At 64.9% G+C, this 20,483-nt stretch carries 13 protein-coding genes and 5 pseudogenes; 11 read left to right on the top strand and 7 right to left on the bottom strand.

Going from position 1 to position 20,483, the window contains the following annotated elements; genetic code table 11:
* Nucleotides 1-44: 44 nt before the first annotated feature.
* Together BAY1663_RS09395 and BAY1663_RS09390 are read left to right on the top strand one after the other, a co-directional pair.
* A pseudogene (locus tag BAY1663_RS09395) lies at nt 45-2,788 on the top strand (7TM-DISM domain-containing protein).
* Between the two features lie 189 nt (nt 2,789-2,977).
* Nucleotides 2,978-3,208, top strand: a complete 231-nt coding sequence (locus tag BAY1663_RS09390; protein WP_037039865.1) for a YheU family protein — start codon at nt 2,978-2,980, stop codon at nt 3,206-3,208.
* A 1-nt stretch (nt 3,209) separates the two neighbouring features.
* Here BAY1663_RS09390 and BAY1663_RS09385 read toward each other — a convergent pair whose 3' ends face one another.
* The 5 genes and pseudogenes from BAY1663_RS09385 to BAY1663_RS09365 form a co-directional block, all read right to left on the bottom strand.
* A complete protein-coding gene (locus tag BAY1663_RS09385; protein WP_037039862.1) occupies nt 3,210-3,638 on the bottom strand; it encodes a hypothetical protein in 429 nt (142 codons plus the stop codon).
* A gap of 111 nt (nt 3,639-3,749) precedes the next feature.
* Nucleotides 3,750-4,879 (bottom strand): annotated as a pseudogene (locus tag BAY1663_RS09380) (CynX/NimT family MFS transporter).
* A gap of 189 nt (nt 4,880-5,068) precedes the next feature.
* Nucleotides 5,069-5,878 carry an SDR family oxidoreductase gene (locus BAY1663_RS09375; RefSeq protein ID WP_037039851.1) on the bottom strand — a complete coding sequence of 270 codons (810 nt, stop codon included), beginning with the start codon at nt 5,876-5,878 and terminating at the stop codon, nt 5,069-5,071.
* 193 nt (nt 5,879-6,071) lie between these two features.
* A complete protein-coding gene (locus BAY1663_RS09370; protein WP_037039850.1) occupies nt 6,072-7,727 on the bottom strand; it encodes a cation acetate symporter in 1,656 nt (551 codons plus the stop codon).
* Nucleotides 7,727-8,041 (bottom strand): DUF485 domain-containing protein, encoded by a 315-nt coding sequence (locus BAY1663_RS09365; RefSeq protein WP_037039849.1) that lies wholly within the window; start codon nt 8,039-8,041, stop codon nt 7,727-7,729. The genes BAY1663_RS09370 and BAY1663_RS09365 overlap by 1 nt, the downstream gene beginning before the upstream one ends.
* 482 nt (nt 8,042-8,523) lie before the next feature.
* Here BAY1663_RS09365 and BAY1663_RS09360 point away from each other — a divergent pair.
* From BAY1663_RS09360 to BAY1663_RS09350, 3 genes and pseudogenes are all read left to right on the top strand, one after another.
* Nucleotides 8,524-9,815: pseudogene (locus BAY1663_RS09360) on the top strand (serine/threonine protein kinase).
* Nucleotides 9,781-10,575, top strand: a complete 795-nt coding sequence (locus BAY1663_RS09355) for a VacJ family lipoprotein (RefSeq protein WP_371257601.1) — start codon at nt 9,781-9,783, stop codon at nt 10,573-10,575. The pseudogene BAY1663_RS09360 and the gene BAY1663_RS09355 overlap by 35 nt, the downstream one beginning before the upstream one ends.
* Nucleotides 10,576-10,667: 92 nt before the next feature.
* Nucleotides 10,668-11,510, top strand: coding sequence for a pirin family protein (locus tag BAY1663_RS09350; RefSeq protein ID WP_037039845.1), 843 nt, complete (start codon nt 10,668-10,670; stop codon nt 11,508-11,510).
* A 22-nt stretch (nt 11,511-11,532) separates the two neighbouring features.
* On the opposite strand, the gene BAY1663_RS09345 is transcribed toward BAY1663_RS09350, so the two are convergent.
* The gene (locus tag BAY1663_RS09345) at nt 11,533-12,480 is read right to left on the bottom strand and encodes a lipid A biosynthesis lauroyl acyltransferase (RefSeq protein ID WP_037039843.1); all 948 of its coding nucleotides are present in this window, start codon (nt 12,478-12,480) and stop codon (nt 11,533-11,535) included.
* A 278-nt stretch (nt 12,481-12,758) separates the two neighbouring features.
* Here BAY1663_RS09345 and minC point away from each other — a divergent pair, with 278 nt between their 5' ends.
* From minC to BAY1663_RS09320, 5 genes and pseudogenes are all read left to right on the top strand, one after another.
* Complete coding sequence (minC, locus tag BAY1663_RS09340) at nt 12,759-13,484, top strand: septum site-determining protein MinC (RefSeq protein ID WP_037039841.1); 726 nt, start codon at nt 12,759-12,761, stop codon at nt 13,482-13,484.
* A 96-nt stretch (nt 13,485-13,580) separates the two neighbouring features.
* Nucleotides 13,581-14,396, top strand: coding sequence for a septum site-determining protein MinD (gene minD / locus BAY1663_RS09335; protein ID WP_037039839.1), 816 nt, complete (start codon nt 13,581-13,583; stop codon nt 14,394-14,396).
* On the top strand, nt 14,393-14,650 hold the full coding sequence (minE, locus tag BAY1663_RS09330) for a cell division topological specificity factor MinE (protein WP_037039836.1): 258 nt from the start codon (nt 14,393-14,395) through the stop codon (nt 14,648-14,650). Before minD ends, minE begins: the two co-directional genes overlap by 4 nt.
* 62 nt (nt 14,651-14,712) lie before the next feature.
* Nucleotides 14,713-15,348 (top strand): RluA family pseudouridine synthase, encoded by a 636-nt coding sequence (locus BAY1663_RS09325; RefSeq protein ID WP_037039833.1) that lies wholly within the window; start codon nt 14,713-14,715, stop codon nt 15,346-15,348.
* Nucleotides 15,349-15,472: 124 nt separating this feature from the next.
* Nucleotides 15,473-16,761: pseudogene (locus tag BAY1663_RS09320) on the top strand (M18 family aminopeptidase).
* A 237-nt stretch (nt 16,762-16,998) separates the two neighbouring features.
* Here BAY1663_RS09320 and BAY1663_RS09315 read toward each other — a convergent pair.
* Nucleotides 16,999-17,961, bottom strand: coding sequence for an NAD(P)H-quinone oxidoreductase (locus BAY1663_RS09315; RefSeq protein ID WP_037039831.1), 963 nt, complete (start codon nt 17,959-17,961; stop codon nt 16,999-17,001).
* A 170-nt stretch (nt 17,962-18,131) separates the two neighbouring features.
* Between BAY1663_RS09315 and BAY1663_RS09310 the strand changes: the two are divergent.
* A pseudogene (locus tag BAY1663_RS09310) lies at nt 18,132-20,215 on the top strand (carboxy terminal-processing peptidase).
* Nucleotides 20,216-20,483: the final 268 nt, after the last annotated feature.

Raw genomic sequence — 20,483 nt, 5'->3', positions numbered from 1 at the left:
GTGCCGCCCTGTCCCCACATGGGCTGCCCCTTCCGGATTCGACCATGTTGCCGCGTTTATGCCTGGCTCTGCTGCTCTGCTGCCTGTCGGTTCAGGCGTGGGCCTTCGCACCCGTCGCCCTCGATTCGCTCGATACCCGCCAGGCACTCGGCAGCGGCACCCGCTATCTGGAGGACCCGAACGGCGAGTTGCGGGTCGAGGAAGTCCTGGCGCTCCCCGAGCAGCGCTTCCAGCAGGTGCGGCGCGCCCATGTCAACGAAGGCAAGAACCGTTCGACCTGGTGGCTGCGCACCTCGCTCGACAACCGCCTCCAGGAGCCGCTCGGGGGCTTCATCGAGATCAACTACCCGCTGCTCGACCACATCGAACTCTTCCTGCAATACCCTGACGGCAGTTTCAGCAGCCAGCTCTCCGGCGATGAGTACCCCTTCTCGCAGCGGCCGGTGAAAGTCGGCAACTTCTGGTTCCCGGTGGAGCTGCCCCCGGGCGAGACGACGCTGCTGCTGCGGATCAAGACCACCAGCACGCTCTATGTTCCCCTGTACTTCAGCACCTACGCCGCCAGCGCTTCGCTGCAGGAGGACCTGAGCGGGATCAGCGGGGCCTTCTACGGCGTCTTGTTCGCCATGTTCTGCTACAACCTGTTCCTGTTCGTCTCGCTGCGCGAACCATCGTACTTCTGGTACCTGGTCTACAACCTCAACGTCGGGCTGTTCGCGCTCGCCTTCGACGGCCTGCTGATCAAGTGGCTGGGCTCCGGCAACGCAGTGGTGTCGCTGGGCATCTATGCGCTGATGTTCAGCCACTGCCTGATCGCGTTCCAGTTCAGCCGCCACTTCCTGCACACCCGTGAGCTGTTCCCCCGGCTCGACCTCACCCTGCGCGTGTCCTTGCTGCTGGCCCTGACCTGCATGCTTTCCGGACTGATGCTGGACGTGCAGCACTGGAGCATCCTCGCCAGCATCACGGTGATCGTCACCTCGGTCGGCCTGCTGTTCACCGGCGCCTTCGTCTGGCGCCGGGGCGTGCGCTACGGGCTCTACTACACCCTGGCCTGGGGCGTGCTGCTGGCCTCGTTCATCCTCGTCACCGCCGGCTCGCTGGGCTTCGAGGCATTCGGCCTGTACGGCTCGGCGATCGTCAAGGCAGGCGTCACCTTCGAGCTGATCACGCTGTCCATCGGCCTGGCCGACCGCATCAACCTGCTCAAGGAGGAGGGCTATCGCTCGCGCCAGGCCGCCGAGCGCGCCGCCAGCGAGAACGAGGCCAAGAGCCGCTTCCTGGCCAAGATGAGCCACGAGATTCGCACCCCGCTCAATGGTGTGCTCGGCATGCTGCAGCTGCTGCGCGAAACGCCGCTGGACCGCAGCCAGCGCTTCTACCTGGACACCATCTCCAGCTCCGGTCATTCGCTGATGGCGGTGATCAACGACATCCTCGACTACGCGCGCATCGGCTCCGGCAAACTCAGCTCGAACACATCGAATTCGATCTGGAAGCGCTGATCTCCGAGACCATCAGCCTGTTCACCGCGCAGGCGCTGGAGAAACAGCTGAACCTGCACGTGAGCCTGGAAGCCGGCGTGCCACGGCGAATTCGCGGCGACCCGACACGGCTCAAGCAGATCCTGATGAACCTGCTGAGCAATGCGCTGAAATTCACCGAACAGGGCCATGTGGTGCTGGAGGTGTCCTGCCGCAAGACCGAGAGCGGCGATCCGCGCCTGGTGTTCTGCATCAGCGACAGCGGTATCGGCATGCGCCAGGAGGTACTGGCCCAGCTGTTCGAGTCCTTCTCCCAGGGCGACTCCAGCACCACCCGGCGCTATGGCGGCAGCGGGCTGGGGCTGGCAATCAGCAAGGAACTGGTGGAAATGATGCAGGGCCATATCGAGGTGCAGAGCACCCCGGGGCGCGGCAGTCGCTTCTGCTTCGAGATTCCGCTGCATGCCGCCCTAGACGTGGAAGACCCGCTGGCACTGCTGCTGGCCGGCCGCCCGGCGTTGCTCGCCTCGCAGGACGCACCGGGCCTGGAGGCGGTGAGCCATCTGCTGCGCCGCTGGGGCATGCGCACCGAGCGTTGCCAGACGCCGGAACGCCTGCCGGACTACCTCAGCGACTACACGGCGCCACCGCTGCTGGTCTTGCTGGCGCCTTGGCCCGGCACGCCGACCGACTGGCTGGAACGCCTGCGCCCCCATCTGGAACCCGGCCAGCGTGTGCTCATGCTCTACCCGCCGATCCACGAGCAACCGCCCATTCCGCCGGGGCTGCGCCTGGTCAGCCTGCCGCTACCGTTGCAGAGTTCGTCATTGCGCGCCGCCCTGCAGATGCTCTATCAGGACATGCCGGAACAGCCATCGGGCACACCGAGCGAGGCGTTGCCGGCCACCCTCCAGGAGCCGTGCATCCTCGTCGCCGAGGACAACCCGGTGAACCAGATGGTGGTCCGCGGCCTGCTGAAGAAGCGCGGTTACACCGTACAGCTCGCCGACAACGGCCGTCAGGCGGTGGACATCTACCGGCGCGACCCCGCTGCCGTGCAGCTGATCCTGATGGATTGCGAAATGCCGGAAGTCGACGGCTTCGAGGCCAGCCGGCAGATCCGCAACCTGGAGCTGGAGCGTCAGTTGCCGGCGGTTCCGATCGTCGCGGTGACCGCACACGTGCTCGCCGAGCATCGCCAGCAGGGACTGGCGTCAGGGATGAACGAGTTCATCGGCAAGCCGCTGGAGAGCCAGCAGCTGTATGCTTGCCTGGACAGCTACCTGCAAGGTGGCGCGTCGTAGCGCCACCGAGGCCGTAATGCCGTTAAGGCCACGAGCTGGATGCAGGATCACATGCAGGAGCGGGCCACGCCCGCGATTCGCGCGCATGGCGCGCTCCTACAACGTACTCTCTGTGCTTGTCCGAACGACATTGCACCTGGGCCAGCTTCGATGCCATGCGCCTTACCCAATTCATTTGAAAGACACGCCATGCTCATTCCCCACGACCAGCTCGAACCGGACACCCTGACCCGCCTCATCGAAGACTTCGTCACCCGCGACGGCACCGACAACGGCGACGAAACGCCGCTGCAGACCCGCGTCGAGCGCGTGCGGCGGGCCCTGGACAAGGGCCAGGCGGTGATCGTCTTCGACGTCGCCAGCCAGCAGTGCCAGCTGGCGCTCAAGCGCGACGTGCCCCGGGAATGGCTCGACGACTGACTCAGCCGAACAGGCCGCTCTCGCGCTCCCAGGCGCAGCGCATGCGCAGGTCGCTCTGCTGCGGGCTGTGGGTGCCCGTCTCGGTCTCCCAGCGGAAGGTGTGGGTACCGTTGAGCTCGGTTTCCAGGTGCACCACCGCGCTGCTCCAGTACAGCTGCTTGAGCAGCGCCTCGAAACGCTGAACCCAGAGCGACCATTCGTATTCGATGGCCCGGTAGCTGGCGCCGAAATGGATCACCTGGGTCTGGTACAGGCCCAGTTCCTCGTCGCCGCAGAAGGAAAACATCTCGCGCCCAATGAACGGCCAGGCCTCGCCCTGCGGCAATGCCTGCAAGGCGGCGCGATTGTTCGCCCGGCGCTGGCGGCATTGCTCGGGGTCGGCGGATGGCCAATCGCGGATGCAGCCATAGACGATGGATTCAGACTCCACGCGAAACTCCGGTGCGGCTGGGGGAGGAAGACCGCGGCTTTCTAACACAGCGCGGCGACGCGGTCATCCGCGGGTTGGGAAGAGGTGAAGCAGGCCACAGCCCTGGCGTCTTCAGCCCGTCGCCGGCCGCGGGCGCAACCGCAGGGCCAGCAGCGCCATGACGGCCGCCATGCCCATCAGCACCAGGAACGGCAGGCGGTAGTCGCCAGCCAGATCGCGCCCGAGCCCAGCCAGCACGGGCGTCAGGCAGGCCAGGCAGTAGCCGGTGCAGAGCATCATCGCAGTCAGCCGGCTGACCGCCAGCGGCGTGCTCGCCTCGTACATCGGCAAGATCAACGACAGCGAAAACGTCCCGTTCAGCGCCACCCCGAGCAGCATGCAGACCAGCAGCGGCTGCCAGGTCGGCAACAACGCGATCAGCGCCAGGCATACCGTCGCCAGCACGCCGCAGGCGGCCATCAGCAGGTGACGCTTGCCCAGACGCTGCGCCAGCCAGGGCATGATGAACGCGCTCGGCAGACCGATGAGCATGAAACCGCTGAAGAAGGCATTGCTGCGCAGCAGGCTGTAGCCAGCCTCGTGATAGCGCGCCACCAGCCAGGTGGCCAGGGCGTAGAACAGCCCGGCCTGCAGCGCGAAGTAAAAGCTGATCAACCAGGCACGCGGCTCCCTCCAGGGCAGCCCGGCACGGCTGTCGCTGGCCGCCTCCGGTCGATTCGGCAAACGCAGCCAGATCAGCAACGCAGCCAGCGCCGGCAGCGCCCAGAGCGCCAGCCCCCAGGTCCAACGCTGGTCCAGCACCTCGGTCGCCGGTGCCGTCAGCACCACGCCGAGGGTGCCGCCGACCGCCATGCTCAGCGAGTACCAGGCCGCGGTCTGGCCCATGCGTTCGAGAAAGTGGCGCTTGATGAAACCCGACAGCAGCGGCCCGGCCACGGCGATCCCGGCGCCGACCAGCGCGGCGGTGGTGATCAGCACGCTGGCACTATGGCCGAACAGCCGCAGCAGCAGCGCCGCACCGATCAGGCCGAGGCAGAGGGCGATGCTGCGCTCCAGGCCGAAGCGCACCGCCAGGCGCGGCGCCAGCGGTGCCAGCATGCCCATGAGCAGCACCGGCAATGCGGTGGTCAGGCTGATCAACCGCGGGAGAGTTCGAGTTCCTCGGCGATGCGCTCGATCAGCGGCGCGAATGAGGTGATGCCGGGACGCAGGTTGATCGCAGCCAGTACCAGCGCCAGCATCAGGAATCCGCGGGATGGAAATTTCACAAGCAATCCATGGAGTTACGACAAAAGCCGGACAGGCAACCCTACTCCCCGGCCGGCTTTCGGGCAACCGGGCCGGTTCGCATGCTGCATGACCTGCGTGGCCGTCATAGGCCATGCCGTGGCCCCGGCAGGACACGCCGCCCGGCCATGGTCCTTTCGACGCTAGAGTGCCTTGCTCTTGCTGCGCTTCTTCTCCGCCAGCAACGCCATCTCGTCGTAGGTGGCCTGCGGGTTCTGCTGCTTGACCTTCCAGGCCTTGCGGCCCTCGTCATGCGGCAGGATCATGAACTCGCCCTTGCCGACCTGCTGGTGGATGTAGTCGGCGATGTCCGCCGCAGTGATCGGCGAGGACTCCAGCAGCTTGCCGATCTGCGCTTTGACGTTAGGCGTCGGGCCACGGAAGGAGTCCAGCAGGTTGGTCTGGAAGAACGAGGGGCAGACCACGTGCACGCCCACCTCGGCCTGGCGCAGTTCCACCAGCAGGCTCTCCGACAGCGCCACCACGCCGGCCTTGGCGACGTTGTAGTTGCTCATCCCCGGCGCCTGCATCAGCGCGGCCATGGAGGCGATGTTGATGATCTTGCCCTTGCTCTTCTGCACCAGCGGCAGGAAGGCCTTGCAGCCCTTGACTACCCCCATCAGGTTGATCGCGATCTGCCAGTCCCAGTCTTCCAGCGACAGTTCGTCGAAGAAGCCGCCCGATGCCACGCCGGCATTGTTGACCACGATGTCGATGCCGCCGAGCTTCTCCTCGCAGGCCTGGGCGAAGGCGACCAACTGGCTGTAGTCGCGCACGTCGCAGCACATGGTGAAGCCATCGCCGCCGGCCTCGCGAACCATCTTCAGGGTCTGCTCCAGCCCGGCCTCGTTGACATCGGAGAGCGCCAGTTGCCAGCCATCGCGTGCCCAGCGCAGGGCGATCTCGCGCCCGAGTCCGGAGCCGGCACCTGTGACCATCATGCGATTGTGCATCGTTCTGCTGCCTTCTTTGGTTCGGTAATGCCAGCGAGTCTAGCGAATGAGCCGGCCCGAACCGGCATCCATCAGGACGATGAATGACGCTGGCAAACCCCGGCCCAGGGGGCTGACCGGCGGGTCGCGGCGAGCGGGTAGCAATGAAAAAGGGCAGCCCGAGGGCTGCCCTTTGCTGTGTCGCGAACGATCGTCAGTGAGCGACGGCGCCGGTAGCACCCAGGCCGGTCTGCGAACGAACGAACTGGGCGAAGAAGCGCTCGCGCTCCTCACCCGCACGCGTGGACTTGTCGGTGACCGAGAAGAACCAGATGCCGATGAAGGCCGCGATCATCGAGAACAGCGCCGGATACTTGTAGGGGAAGATCGCCTCGGCGTAGCCGAACACGTCGATCCATACGGTCGGGCTGATGATGGTCAGCACCAGCGCGGTAACCAGGCCCAGCGCGCCGCCGAACAACGCACCACGGGTGCTCAGGCCTTTCCAGTACATGGAGAGGAACAGCACCGGGAAGTTGCAGCTGGCCGCGATGGAGAATGCCAGGCCCACCATGAAGGCGATGTTCTGCTTCTCGAAGATGATGCCGAGCAGGATCGCCACCACACCCAGCGACAGCGTGGTCAGCTTGGTCACACGCATCTCGTCCTCTTCCCTGGCCTTGCCCTGCTTGATCACGCAGGCGTACAGGTCATGGGAGACCGCCGAGGCACCGGCCAGGGTCAGGCCGGCGACCACCGCGAGGATGGTGGCGAAGGCCACCGCGGAGATGAAGCCCAGGAACAGGTTGCCACCGACCGCATTGGCCAGGTGGATGGCGACCATGTTGGTGCCGCCGACGATGGCGCCGGTGACGTCCTTGAAGTCCGGGTTGGTGCTGACCAGCAGGATCGCGCCGAAGCCGATGATGAAGGTCAGGATGTAGAAGTAGCCGATGAAGCCGGTCGCGTAGAACACCGACTTGCGGGCTTCCTTGGCATCGGAAACGGTGAAGAAGCGCATCAGGATGTGCGGCAGGCCGGCGGTACCGAACATCAGCGCCAGGCCCAGGGAGATCGCCGAGATCGGGTCGGAAACCAGGCCGCCCGGGCTCATGATCTGCGCGCCCTTGTCGTGAATCTTCACCGCTTCGGCGAACAGGCTGCCGAAGTCGAAGCCAACGCTCTTCATCACCATGATGGCCATGAAGGTGGCGCCGGACAGCAGCAGTACCGCCTTGATGATCTGCACCCAGGTGGTGGCCAGCATGCCGCCGAACAGCACGTACATGACCATCAGCACGCCCACCAGCACCACCGCGACGTAGTAGTCGAGGCCGAACAGCAGCTGGATCAGCTTGCCGGCACCGACCATCTGCGCGATCAGGTAGAAGGCCACCACGATCAGCGAACCGAAGGCCGAGAGCAGACGGATCTGCGTCTGGCCCAGGCGATAGGAGGCCACGTCGGAGAAGGTGAACTTGCCCAGGTTGCGCAGGCGCTCGGCCATCAGGAACAGAATGATCGGCCAGCCGACGAGGAAGCCGATGGAATAGATCAGGCCATCGTAGCCACTGGTGTAGACCAGTGCGGAAATGCCCAGGAAGGACGCCGCGGACATGAAGTCACCGGCGATCGCCAGGCCGTTCTGGAAGCCGGTGATGCTGCCGCCGGCGGTGTAGTAGTCGGACGTGGAGGTGTTGCGCTTGGCCGCCCACTTGGTGATACCCATGGTGAAGGCGATGAACACCACGAACATGAGGATGGCGGTGTAGTTGGTTGCCTGTTTCTGCACTTCGCCGGTAATCGCATCGGCAAGCAGTGCCGGCGAGGCGGCCAACAAGGCGGCAGCCATCAGAAGACGCGCGATCATTATTGCTGAGCCTCGTTGAGGATTTCCTGATTGATGCGATCGAACTCACCGTTGGCACGCTGTACGTAAACGCCGGTCAGGATGAAGGCCATGAAGATCACGCCGACGCCCACCGGGATGCCCCAGGTGGTGACGGTATTGGCCGAAAGCGGAATGCCGAGGATTTGTGGCTCGAACGCGATCAGCAGGATGAATGCAAGGTAAGCCCCAAGCATGACGGCCGACAGCAGCCAGGCGAAACGCCCGCGTTTGGCAACCAGCTCTTGGAAACGTGGGTTGGCATAGATCTGCCGATAAACATTTTCATTGTGCATTGGAATCTGTCTCCACGATCACTGCCCCCAGATGAGAGCAAGGCGGGCTACTTTAGGGCCGGGCAGGCCGAATTCCACCCGACTTTGGTCTGACTGCGGATTATCCGAACACGCGGCCTAGAGCCTTCTGTCCCTCGCGACAAGTGAGATTGCGGACGATTCGCCGGCTCATGGTGTGGCGCTATGTCGCACATGCTCAGCATCGATTTCTCGTCCCTGGCGCCCTCGACCAGAATCGAAGCATCGAGAATCATTATCAAAGACACCTGATTGCACCACCCGACATGAGCGCCATGGCAGTTGGCCTCTATATATGAAGGGATGGCAGCGATGCCGGGGCAAACCAGACGCTCACCCGGCAACAGGGATCGAAATCGCCGGAATGCTGCCATAGTGATGTTGGCTTGCACGGTGCAGCCAATGCAGTTCTGATTGGGACAGATGTCGCCGGGGCACCCAGGACCCGTTTATGGAGAAGCACCATGCCGTTGTTGTTGTGCCTGACCGCCCTGCTCACGCTGGTCATCGCACCGGCTCATGCCGCCGACCTGAGCGCCGCCGAATACGGCTTCCCGCTGGCCAACCCCTTCGAAGCCACCATCGCCACCACCCCGCCGGCCCTGCGCGCACCGCTACCGCGCGATGAAGACATCGACCAGGCCGACTACAGCCTGCGCCTGCACCCAGAACGCGAATTCACCCTTCCCGACAGCTTCTGGCCGGTCAAGCGCCTGCGCTACCGCCTGGCGCGCCAGAGCGGCCCGGCGCCGCTGATCTTCATCATCTCCGGCACCGGCGCGCATTACTCCAACGGCAAGACGGAGTCGCTGAAACGGCTGTTCTACGGTGCCGGCTACCATGTGGTGCAGCTCTCCTCGCCCGCCAGTTTCGACTTCATGGCCGCCGCCTCGCGCTATGCCACGCCGGGGCTGAGCAGCGACGATGCGCAAGACCTGTATTGGGTCATGCAGGCCATACGCGCCCAGCACCCCCGGCTGCCGATCACCGAGTACCACCTCACCGGCTACAGCCTCGGCGCGCTGAACGCCGCCTTCGTCAGCCAGCTGGATGAAACGCGGCGCAGCTTCAATTTCAAGAAAGTGCTGCTGATCAATCCGCCGGTGAATCTCTACACCTCGGTCAGCAACCTGGACAAGCTGGTGCAGACCCGCGTCGAAGGCATCGACGACAACACCACGTTCTACGAGGTGGTCCTGGAGAAGCTCACCCGCTACTACCAGCAGAAGGCTATATCGATCTCGACGAAGCCATGCTCTACGACTTCCAGCAGTCACCGCAGAAACTCAGCGACGAGCAGATGGCCATGCTGATCGGCTCGGTGTTCCGCTTTTCGGTCGCCGACATCACCTTCACCTCCGACCTGATCAACCGACGCGGGCTGATCGTTCCCCAGGACTACCCGATCAACGAAGGCACCCGCCTGGAACCGTTCTTCAAGCGCGCCCTGCTGTGCAACTTCGACTGCTACATCACCGAGCAGCTGATCCCCATGTGGCGCGCGCAATACGACGGCGGCAGCCTGGCGCAACTGGTACAGCAGGTCAGCCTCTACGCGCTCGAGGACTACCTGCGCCAAAGCCCGAAGATCGCGGTGATGCACAACGCCGACGACGTCATCCTCGGCCCCGGCGATATCGGCTTCCTGCGCCGGACCCTGGGTGAGCGCCTGACGCTCTACCCGCGCGGCGGCCACTGCGGCAACCTCGAATACCGCGTCAATGCCAAGCACATGCTGGAGTTCTTCCGTGGCTAAATGGATGCTGTTGCCCCTGCTGCTGGCCAGTGCCATGGTCCAGGCACAAACGCCCCTCGCCGACGAGGACGGCTTCACCCATCCGCTGCGCAACCTGCAGTTCAACCCGGGGCTCGACCAGCGCGAGTTCGAACGCGCCACCTTCCGCGCGCTGGATGTCTACGATCCCTTCGAGTCGTTCAACCGGCGCATGTATCACTTCAACTATCGGCTCGACCAGTGGGTGATGCTGCCGGCGGTGCGCGGCTACGTCTACGTCACACCGCGGGTGGTGCGCACGGGGGTGAGCAATTTCTTCAGCAACCTGGGCGAGATCCCAACCCTGGTGAACAGCACCCTGCAGCTCAAGGGCAAGCGGGCGATGAATGCCACGGCACGCTTGCTGTTCAACAGCATCATCGGCGTTGGCGGCCTGTGGGACCCGGCCACCCGCATGGGCCTGCCGCGCCAGCCGGAGGACTTCGGCCAGACGCTGGGCTACTGGGGCGTGCCCGAGGGCCCCTACCTGATCCTGCCGGCCCTGGGCCCCTCCAACCTGCGCGACACCCTGGGGCTGGCGGGCGACTTCGCCGTCGAGCGGCAGGTCGACTACCTCGAATACGCCCAGGCCAGCGGCGGCGAATTCGGCCTGACCGCACTGCGCCTGGTGGACATCCGCTATACCACCGACTTCCGCTACGGCCTGCTCAACTCGCCGTTCGAATACGAGAAGGTGCGCTACGTCTATAGCCGTGCACGTGAATTGCAGATCGACGAATGATCGATCAAGCCGATTATTTTAAAGCGAATTCAGCAACCATAAATCGATCTGTTCGCTCTACTCTGGCGCCATTCACCACAGAGGAGACGACCATGTCCCTGCGCGAAATCATTTCCCTCACCCGCGGCCATCCCACCGCCGATGGTGCCGGAGTGAATCTGACCCGCGTGTTCGGCGGAGCCGGCGTCGAGCGCTTCGACCCGTTCCTGATGCTCGATGAGTTCGGCTCGAACAACCCGGACGACTACATCGCCGGCTTCCCGCCGCACCCGCATCGCGGCTTCGAAACCATCACCTACATGCTCGAAGGGCGCATGCGCCACGAGGACCACATGGGTAACGTCGGCCTGCTGGAAAGCGGCGGCGTGCAATGGATGACCGCCGCCCGCGGAGTCATCCACAGCGAGATGCCGCAGCAGGAGCACGGCACCATGCGCGGCTTCCAGCTCTGGCTCAACCTGCCAGCCCACGCCAAGCTCGGTGCCCCCGGCTACCGGGATTTCACACCGGGCGAACTGCCCCGGCTGAGCCTTCCGGGCGGCATCGAGGCCAAGGTCATCGCCGGCACGCTGAAGGTCGGTGAGTTCGAGCAGGCCGGCCTCGTGCAGCGTCCGGATACCGAACCCTACCTGATCGATCTGCAGCTGCCTCCCGGCAGCGAGCTGGCACCGGCCATCCCCGATGGCCATCGGCTGCTGCTGTACGTCTTCGAAGGCGAGCTGCAGGTCGGCGAGCAGGCGGTGGGCAAGGGCCAGCTGGTACGGCTGTCCGAGCATGGCGAACTGCAGTTGCGCAGCCGCCACGGCGCGCGGCTCATGCTGCTGGCAGGCAAGCCGCTGGGCGAACCGATCGTGCAGTACGGACCGTTCGTGATGAACAGTCGGGAGGAAATCGAGCAGGCCTTGCGGGACTTTCGTGACGGGACGCTGGCGTGAGGCGCCTCCGTCAGCCGCACCGCTACGCCGGCGTGCGTCGCCTTTTCTTCTTATAGAGGCTGCGCTCGCCGGCCGGCCGCGTCTTGAAGCGTCGATGCGCCCACAGGTACTGCTCCGGCAGCGCAGTGACCGCCTCTTCGACCCACCGATTGATACGCAGGCAGTCGGCCTCCTCGCTCTCGCCGGGAAAATCCTCCAGCGGCGGGTGGATCACCAGGCGGTACCCCGAGCCATCGGCCAGCCGTTCCTGGGTGAACGGCACCACCCGCGCCCTGCCCAGCCGGGCGAACTTGGTGGTGGCGGTGACCGTCGCCGCCTGGATGCCGAACAACGGCACGAACAGGCTCTGTTTGCGGCCATAATCCTGGTCCGGTGCGTACCAGATGGCACGGCCGGCGCGCAGCACCTTGAGCATGGCCCGCACGTCCTCGCGCTCGATGGCCGTCGCATCGCGGTTGTGCCGCTCGCGCCCGCGGCGCTGGACGAAGTCGAACACCGGGTTCTTGTGCTCGCGGTACATGCCATCGATGGTATGCCGCTGGCCGAGCAGCGCGGCACCGATCTCCAGCGTGGTGAAATGCAGGGCCATGAGGATCACTCCCTGTCCTTCGGCCTGGGCCCGTTGCAAGTGCTCCAGCCCCTCGATCCGGGCCAGGCGCTGCAGGCGTGCCTGCGGCCACCACCAACTCATGGCCATCTCGAAGAAGGCGATGCCATTGGAGGCGAAGTTCTCCCGCAGCAAGCGTTCGCGCTGCTCGCTGCCGAACTCGGGGAAGCACAATTCCAGGTTGCGCCGCGCAATCGAGCGGCGCGAGCCGGCCAGCCGATACATCAGCGCGCCCAGGCCGCGGCCCAGCCGCAGCAGCACCGGGTAAGGCAGCTGGATCAACAGCCAGAGCAGCCCCAGCCCCAGCCACAGCGGCCAGAAGCGCGGATGCAGGAAGTACGCACGAAACTGAGGACGATCCATGAACGACTCGAAACCAGGAGAAGCCAGCCATTCTAGCGGCAAACATCGGCGATGACCGAACCTTGCAGCGTCACCCTTCGCCGCGCGTCGTCCGATCGCGGAGCCTTCGGTAGGAGCGGGCCATGCCCGCGATGCTTTTGCATGGCCGGGTTCGCGAGCATGGCTCGCTCCTACAGGTCGCTCCGGGTCGTCAACCGTCCCCGGCAATCACCCTCGCGGCTTGCAGGCGGCGGCGTGCCCGGCTATAAGTCCTCGCCATTTACCGCAGCAGGCAGACCATGAGCCAAGCCGACCTTCCCGAACCGTCCCCCGCCTTCCAGCTCAAGGGCAGCATGCTCGCCATCACCGTGCTGGAACTGGCGCACAACGACATCGAGCGCCTCGACCAGCAACTCGCCGCCAAGGTCGAGCAGGCCCCGGACTTCTTCGACAACACCCCGCTGGTGCTGGCGCTGGACAAGCTGCCGGAAGCGTCCCGCGAGATCGACATCCCGGCGCTGGTCGCGCTGTGCCGCAAGCACCGGCTGCGTACCCTGGCCCTGCGCGCCAGCGATGCCGCCCATCTCGAGGCCGCCGCCGCACTGGATCTGCCCGTGCTGCCACCCTCCGGTGCCCGCGAGCGCAAGCTCGACCTGGCTTCGAAAACCCCGCCCAAGCCGGCAGAGCCGACCTATCGCCCGACCCGCGTGGTCAGCACACCGATCCGCGGTGGCCAGCAGGTCTATGCGCAGGGCGGCGACCTGATCGTCCTGGCGCCGGTGAGTCCCGGTGCGGAACTTCTCGCCGATGGCAACATCCATGTGTACGGTCCGCTTCGCGGGCGCGCCCTGGCGGGCATCAAGGGCGACACGACGGCGCGGATCTTCTGCCAGCAGCTCGCCGCGGAAATGGTTTCCATCGCCGGCCAATACAAGGTCGCCGAGGACCTGCGACGCGATCCTCTATGGGCCGAAGCAGTGCAGATCGGCCTCTCTGGCGATGTGTTGAACATCACCCGCCTTTAACGGATACTGCCGCGAATTTTCAAGGACCAAACGGGCAATCCTGACGCCGAAATTGGCGGAAGATCCCGATTTTTTCAATTTTTAGGGTGAATCACCTTGGCCAAGATCCTCGTAGTCACTTCCGGCAAGGGTGGCGTCGGTAAAACCACCACCAGCGCCGCCATCGGCACCGGCCTCGCTCTGCGCGGGCACAAGACCGTCATCGTCGATTTCGACGTCGGCCTGCGCAACCTCGATCTGATCATGGGCTGCGAGCGCCGCGTGGTTTACGACTTCGTCAACGTGATCAACGGCGACGCCACCCTGACCCAGGCCCTGATCAAGGACAAGCGCCTGGAGAACCTCTACGTGCTGGCCGCCAGCCAGACCCGTGACAAGGATGCCCTGACCCAGGAAGGCGTCGGCAAGGTCATCGACGAACTGAGCAAGAACTTCGAGTACGTCATCTGCGACTCCCCGGCCGGTATCGAGAAGGGCGCGCACCTGGCGATGTACTTCGCCGACGAAGCCATCGTCGTGACCAACCCGGAAGTCTCCTCGGTACGCGACTCCGACCGCATGCTCGGCCTGCTGGCGAGCAAGTCGCGCCGCGCCGAGAACGGCGAGGAGCCGATCAAGGAACACCTGCTGCTGACCCGCTACAACCCCGAGCGCGTCACCAAGGGCGAGATGCTCGGCGTCGAGGACGTCGAGGAGATCCTTTCCATCCGCCTGCTCGGCGTCATTCCCGAATCGCAGGCCGTGCTCAAGGCCTCCAACCAGGGCATCCCGGTAATCCTCGACGACCAGAGCGATGCCGGCCAGGCCTATAGCGACGCAGTCGACCGTCTGCTCGGCAAGGACGTGGCGCACCGCTTCCTCGACTTCAAGAAGCCCGGCTTCCTGCAACGACTTTTCGGAGGTCGCGAATGAATCTTTTCGACTTCTTCCGTGAACGCAAGAAGAAGGAAACCCCTGCCGCGATCGCGAAAGAGCGTCTGCAGATCATCGTCGCCCACGAACGCGGCCAGCGCAGCGAGCCGGACTACCTGCCGGCGCTGCAGAAAGAGCTGGTCGAGGTGATCCGCAAGTACGTCAACATCGACAGCGAACAGGTACAGGTGGCGCTGGAGGATCAGGGCAACTGCTCGATTCTCGAACTAAACATCACCCTCCCGGATCGCTGAGCGACACCGACTGCAGAAACGGCGGCCCACGGGTCGCCGTCTTCGTTTGTGGAAATGCAAAAATGCCCTTGAGCAATATCCAGATCGTCCACCAGGACGCCGCCCTGCTGGTGATCGACAAGCCGACCCTGCTGCTCTCCGTGCCCGGCCGCGCCGAGGACAACCGTGACTGCCTGGTGACCCGCCTGCAGGAGAACGGCTACCCGGAGGCCCGCATCGTGCACCGCCTGGACTGGGAGACCTCCGGGCTGATCGTACTCGCCCGCGACGCCGATACGCACCGCGAACTGTCCCGCCAGTTCCACGACCGCGAGACGGAAAAGGCCTACACCGCGCTGTGCTGGGGCCAGCCGCAGCAGGACAGCGGCAGCATCGACCTGCCGCTGCGTTACGACCCGCCGACCAAGCCGCGTCATGTGGTCGACCACGAGCAGGGCAAGCATGCGCTGACCTTCTGGCGCGTCCTCGAACGCTGCGGCGACTACAGCCGCGTCGAGCTGACACCGATCACCGGACGCTCCCACCAGTTGCGCGTGCACATGCTGTCCATCGGCCATCCGCTGCTCGGCGACCGCCTCTACGCGCATGAACAGGCCCTGCGGGCCCACGAGCGCCTGTGCCTGCACGCCAGCATGCTGACCCTGACCCACCCGCAGAGTGGCGAGCGGCTGCGCTTCGAAAGCCCGGCACCATTCTGAGTACCCGCCCGGGCCGAGGCGCACGGCGCCGAAGCCCGGCATCTCACCGGCCGCGGCCGACACTGCGCTTATTCGCCAGTGGCGAATGCTATAGACTTCGTGACCTTGCAGTCCGGAGACCGCCATGCGCAAAGCACTCAACCAGGGCCTGATCGATTACCTCCAGGCGTCCCCCACCCCGTTCCATGCCACCGCCAACCTTGCCCAGGCCCTGCAAGCCGCCGGCTACAAGGCGCTCGATGAACGCGAACCCTGGTACACCGAGGCCGGCGGGCGCTACTACGTGACCCGCAACGACTCGGCCATCGTGGCCTTCCAGCTCGGCAACAAGCCCCTGGTCGAGCATGGTCTGCGCCTGGTCGGCGCTCACACCGACAGCCCCTGCCTGCGCGTCAAGCCGCAACCGGAACTGCAACGCCAGGGCTTCTGGCAACTGGGCGTGGAAGTCTATGGCGGCGCCTTGCTGGCGCCCTGGTTCGACCGCGATCTGTCGCTGGCCGGACGCGTCACCTACAGCCGCGACGGCCGGATCGAAAGCCAGCTGATCGATTTCCGGCTGCCGATCGCGACGATTCCCAACCTGGCGATCCATCTCAACCGGGAAGCAACCAAGGCTGGGCGATCAATGCGCAGAACGAGCTGCCGCCGATCCTCGCCCAGGTCGCCAGCCAGGAAAGCCCGGATTTCCGCGCCCTGCTGGCCGAACAGCTGAGCCGTGAGCACGGCTTGCTGGCCGATGTGGTACTGGACTTCGAACTGAGCTTCTACGACACCCAGCCGGCGGCGGTCATCGGCCTCAACGGCGACTTCATCGCCGGTGCCCGGCTGGACAATCTGCTGTCCTGCTTCGCCGGACTGCAGGCCCTGCTCGAAGCAACCCCCGAGGAAACCTGCATGCTGGTCTGCACCGACCACGAAGAGGTCGGCTCCACCTCGATGTGCGGGGCCGACGGTCCTTTCCTCGAACAGGTATTGCGTCGCCTGCTGCCGGAAGAGGACGTCTTCCAGCGCGCGATCAACCGTTCGCTGCTGATTTCCGCCGACAACGCCCACGCCGTTCACCCCAACTATGCCGACAAGCATGACGGCAACCACGGCCCGAAACTCAACGCCGGCCCGGTGATCAAGGTCAACAGCAACCAGCGCTACGCCACCAGCAGCGAGACCGCCGGATTCTTCCGCCACCTGTGCCTGGAAAACGAAGTGCCGGTACAGAGCTTCGTCACCCGCAGCGACATGGGCTGCGGCTCGACCATCGGCCCGATCACCGCCGGCCAGCTCGGCGTGCGCACCGTGGATATCGGCGTGCCCACCTTCGCCATGCACTCGATCCGCGAACTGGCCGGCAGCCAGGACCTGGCACATCTGGTGAAGGTGCTGACGGCCTTCTATTCGAGCGCCGAGCTGCCCTGAAAAAGGCCATGCCTGATGCAAACCGCAGGCCTGCCAGAAGCTCAAAAAGCATCGCCCCGAGGGCGGGCCTCCCACAAAAGCAGCAAGTGCACACCGAGCCTCTTGTGGGAGCCTCTTGTGGGCGCGCCCTCGCGGCGATACAGGCCCAGGCCGCCCCGAAACTCAGCCCCTGGCGTGGGAGCGCCGAAGCCCAACACCAGGCTTCGCGCCGCTCGATGCTCATCCAGGGTCGGCCACCTATTCCAGGCTGGCGTCGATCACCAGCGCCACCTTGCCGGACACCGTGTTGCTCGCCAGCGCGGCGAATGCGGCCTCGACATCGGCCATGGCGAAAGTCTGCTCCAGGCGCGGCGAGAGCTTGCCGCTGGCGAACAGCGGCCAGACCTTCTCCTCCATTTCCGCCAGCAGGTCGGCCTTGTAGTCGGCGTCGCGGCTGCGCAGCGTCGAGCCGATCAGCTGGATACGCTTGGCCAGCAGCCCCGCCAGGTCCAGCTCGGCCTTGCGACCGCCCATCAGGCCGATCATCACCCAGCGCCCGTCCATGCCCAGCAGTTGCAGATTCAGCGCCGCGTACTTGGCGCCAACCGGGTCGAGGATCATGTCGAACGGCGCGAAATCGCGCAGCGCCTCCAGCGACTCACCGCGCAGCACCCCGCCCTGCGCGCCGAGCGACTCGCAATAGGCCAGGCGCTCGGCCGAACCCACGCTGACCCAGCAGGGATTGCCGAAGGCCTTGCACAGCTGGATCGCGGCCGAACCCACGCCACTGGCGCCGGCGTGCAACAGCACCTTGTCGCCCGCGAGCAGAGCGCCGAGGCGATAGAGGTTCAGCCAGGCCGTGGCATACACCTCCGGAATCACCGCGGCCTCGTGCAATGACAGGCCATCGGGAACCGGCAGCGCGTGGCGAGCATCGACGACCACCTCCTCGGCCATGCCGCCGCCAGCCAGCAACGTGCAGACGCGATCGCCGACCTTCCAGCGGCTACGACCATTGACCTCGCTGATCACCCCGGCGCACTCCAGCCCGAGAATGTCGGTGACCCCGGCCGGCGGCGGATAGTGCCCGGCGCGCTGCAGCAGATCCGCCCGGTTGAGCCCAGCGGCGGCGACCCGAATGCGAACCTCGCCCTCGGCACACGCCGGAGCCGTTCTCTGCGCCCACTCCAGATGCCCCTCGATACCTTGCAATGCCTTCATGCTGCCTCCATAGTGAGTTCAATCCGTACCGCTCAACCGATCGCCCGCTTTCTCGACCACTGTTGTTACCATCGGGCTCATGCTTTCCACCGCCGGACGGAAACGGAACCGGCGCTTATCTTAGATGGCCTAATATGCGTTATTCCCTCGTATCACGTCGCCCCCATGCCATGAAACGCACGCTGACCTGCACCGTTCTCGCCGTTTTCTTCGGCCTCCAGGCTTCCCTCGCGCTGGCCAAAGCCGTCAGCACTCCGGAAAACTGGGACTACCTGCAGCCCGACCGCGAACAGGTGATCGCCAGCCTGAACGTGGTCGAACTGCTCAAGCGTCACCACTACAACAAGCCGCCGCTGAACGATGCGCGCTCGGCCAAGATCTTCGACAGCTATATCCAGATGCTCGATCCGTCGCGCAGCTATTTCCTGGCCTCGGACATCGACGAGTTCGGCAAGTGGCGCAACCAGTTCGACGACTTCCTCAAGGGCGGTAACCTCGAGCCTGGCTTCGCCATCTACACACGGCATCTGGAACGTCTGCAGAACCGGCTCGACCATGCACTGGGCCTGCTGGAGAAGGGCGTCGACAGCTTCGACTTCAGCGTCGACGAAGAGCTGCTGGTCGATCGCGAGAAAGCCGCCTGGGCCAAGAATACCGCCGAACTCGACGACCTCTGGCGCAAGCGCGTCAAGGATGAGGTCCTGCGCCTGAAGATCGCCGGCAAGGAGCCGAAGGCCATCGAGGAACTGCTGACCAAGCGCTACAAGAACCAGTTGGCGCGGCTGAACCAGACCCGCGGCGAGGACGTGTTCCAGACCTACATCAACGCCTTCGCGCAATCCTACGACCCGCACACCCAGTATCTGTCGCCGGATAATGCGGAGAACTTCGACATCAACATGAGCCTGTCGCTGGAAGGCATCGGCGCCGTGCTGCAGAGCGACAACGAGCACGTCAAGATCGTGCGCCTGGTGCCGGCCGGCCCGGCCGAGAAGAGCAAGCAGCTGTCGCCGGCGGACAAGATCATCGGCGTGGCCCAGGCCAACGACGAGATGGTCGACGTCATCGGCTGGCGCCTGGACGAGGTGGTCAAGCTGATCCGCGGGCCGAAAGGTCGGTGGTACGCCTGGAAGTGATCCCGGCGAGCAATGCCCCCAACGACCAGAACACCAAGGTGGTCGCCATCACCCGCGAGGCAGTGAAGCTCGAAGAGCAGGCGGCGAAGAAGTCGGTGCTGAACCTCGAACACGAGGGGCAGAGCTTCAAGCTCGGCGTCATCGAGATCCCGGCCTTCTACCTCGACTTCAAGGCACTGCGTGCCGGCGACCAGGACTACAAGAGCACCACGCGCGACGTGAAGAAGCTGCTGTCGGAACTGGAAGCGGAAAAGGTCGACGGCGTAGTGATCGACCTGCGCAACAACGGCGGCGGCTCCCTTCAGGAGGCCACCGAGCTGACCGGCCTGTTCATCGACCAGGGCCCCACGGTGCTGGTGCGCAACAGCGACGGCCGCGTCGACGTACTGGCCGACGACCAGGTCGGTGCGTTCTACAAAGGCCCGCTGGCCGTTCTGGTGAACCGCCTCTCGGCCTCCGCCTCGGAGATCTTCGCCGGTGCCATGCAGGACTACCACCGGGCCCTGATCCTCGGCGGCCAGACCTTCGGCAAAGGCACCGTGCAAACCATCCAGCCGCTCAACCACGGCGAGCTGAAACTGACCCTGGCCAAGTTCTACCGCGTCTCGGGCCAGAGCACCCAGCACCAGGGCGTGATTCCCGACATTTCCTACCCCGCCGACGTCGACACCAAGGAAATCGGCGAAAGCGCCCTGCCCGAGGCCCTGCCGTGGGACAGCATCCGCGCCGCGATCAACCCGGACATGAACCCGTTCAAACCGTTCCTCGCCGAGCTGAAAGCACGCCACGAAGCCCGCACCGGCAAGAATCCCGACTTCGTCTTCACCCGCGACCGCCTCGCCCTGGCGCAGGAGCTGATGCACGAAACCACGGTGAGCCTCAACGAAGAGAAACGCCGTGCCCAGCAGGCCGATATCGAGAAGCGCCAACTGGTCCTGGAAAATGCGCTGCGCCAGGCCAAAGGCGAGGAGCCGCTGGCCAAGCTGGAGAAGGAAGACGAAACCACGCCGCACCAGGAGCTGGACAAACCCAAGCCGGAAGACGACGCCTACCTCTCCGAGAGCGGCCGTATTCTGCTCGACTACCTGGGGCTGAGCTCGGCCATGGCCAAGCACTAGGCAGAGCGGCAAAACCCGGCGCGGACAATATTCGGTTGGGCTGAGGCGCAATAGCCCGAAGCCCAACTCGGCACGATATCCCGCGCGTTGGGCTTCGCTCGACCCAACCTACGGCCGAGTTCGACCATTCCCACCCTTCCCCCGTAGGTTGGGTTGAGGTGCACGGCACCGAAGCCCAACGTTGCTCAGCCGAATCATGTAGATCACAACCCCCGACAACGCAACGGCTCCGCCGCCTGCGGCCTCGCGCGTTGGGCTTCGCTGCGCT

It is taken from the genome of Pseudomonas sp. BAY1663, assembly GCF_000582595.1.
GTDB lineage: Bacteria > Pseudomonadota > Gammaproteobacteria > Pseudomonadales > Pseudomonadaceae > Stutzerimonas > Stutzerimonas stutzeri_AF.
Note: the sequence above shows the minus strand (reverse complement) of the source record. Positions and strands in the feature narration are given on the sequence as shown.

Bases quoted from the DNA above. Each gene is read 5' to 3' on its own strand.
- BAY1663_RS09390 (WP_037039865.1), top strand. From the start codon at position 2,978: ATGCTCATTCCCCACGACCAGCTCGAACCGGACACCCTGACCCGCCTC.
- BAY1663_RS09375 (WP_037039851.1), bottom strand. From the start codon at position 5,878: ATGCACAATCGCATGATGGTCACAGGTGCCGGCTCCGGACTCGGGCGC.
- BAY1663_RS09370 (WP_037039850.1), bottom strand. From the start codon at position 7,727: ATGATCGCGCGTCTTCTGATGGCTGCCGCCTTGTTGGCCGCCTCGCCG.
- BAY1663_RS09365 (WP_037039849.1), bottom strand. From the start codon at position 8,041: ATGCACAATGAAAATGTTTATCGGCAGATCTATGCCAACCCACGTTTC.
- BAY1663_RS09355 (WP_371257601.1), top strand. From the start codon at position 9,781: ATGCCAAGCACATGCTGGAGTTCTTCCGTGGCTAAATGGATGCTGTTG.
- BAY1663_RS09350 (WP_037039845.1), top strand. From the start codon at position 10,668: ATGTCCCTGCGCGAAATCATTTCCCTCACCCGCGGCCATCCCACCGCC.
- BAY1663_RS09345 (WP_037039843.1), bottom strand. From the start codon at position 12,480: ATGGATCGTCCTCAGTTTCGTGCGTACTTCCTGCATCCGCGCTTCTGG.
- minC (WP_037039841.1), top strand. From the start codon at position 12,759: ATGAGCCAAGCCGACCTTCCCGAACCGTCCCCCGCCTTCCAGCTCAAG.
- minE (WP_037039836.1), top strand. From the start codon at position 14,393: ATGAATCTTTTCGACTTCTTCCGTGAACGCAAGAAGAAGGAAACCCCT.
- BAY1663_RS09325 (WP_037039833.1), top strand. From the start codon at position 14,713: ATGCCCTTGAGCAATATCCAGATCGTCCACCAGGACGCCGCCCTGCTG.
- BAY1663_RS09315 (WP_037039831.1), bottom strand. From the start codon at position 17,961: ATGAAGGCATTGCAAGGTATCGAGGGGCATCTGGAGTGGGCGCAGAGA.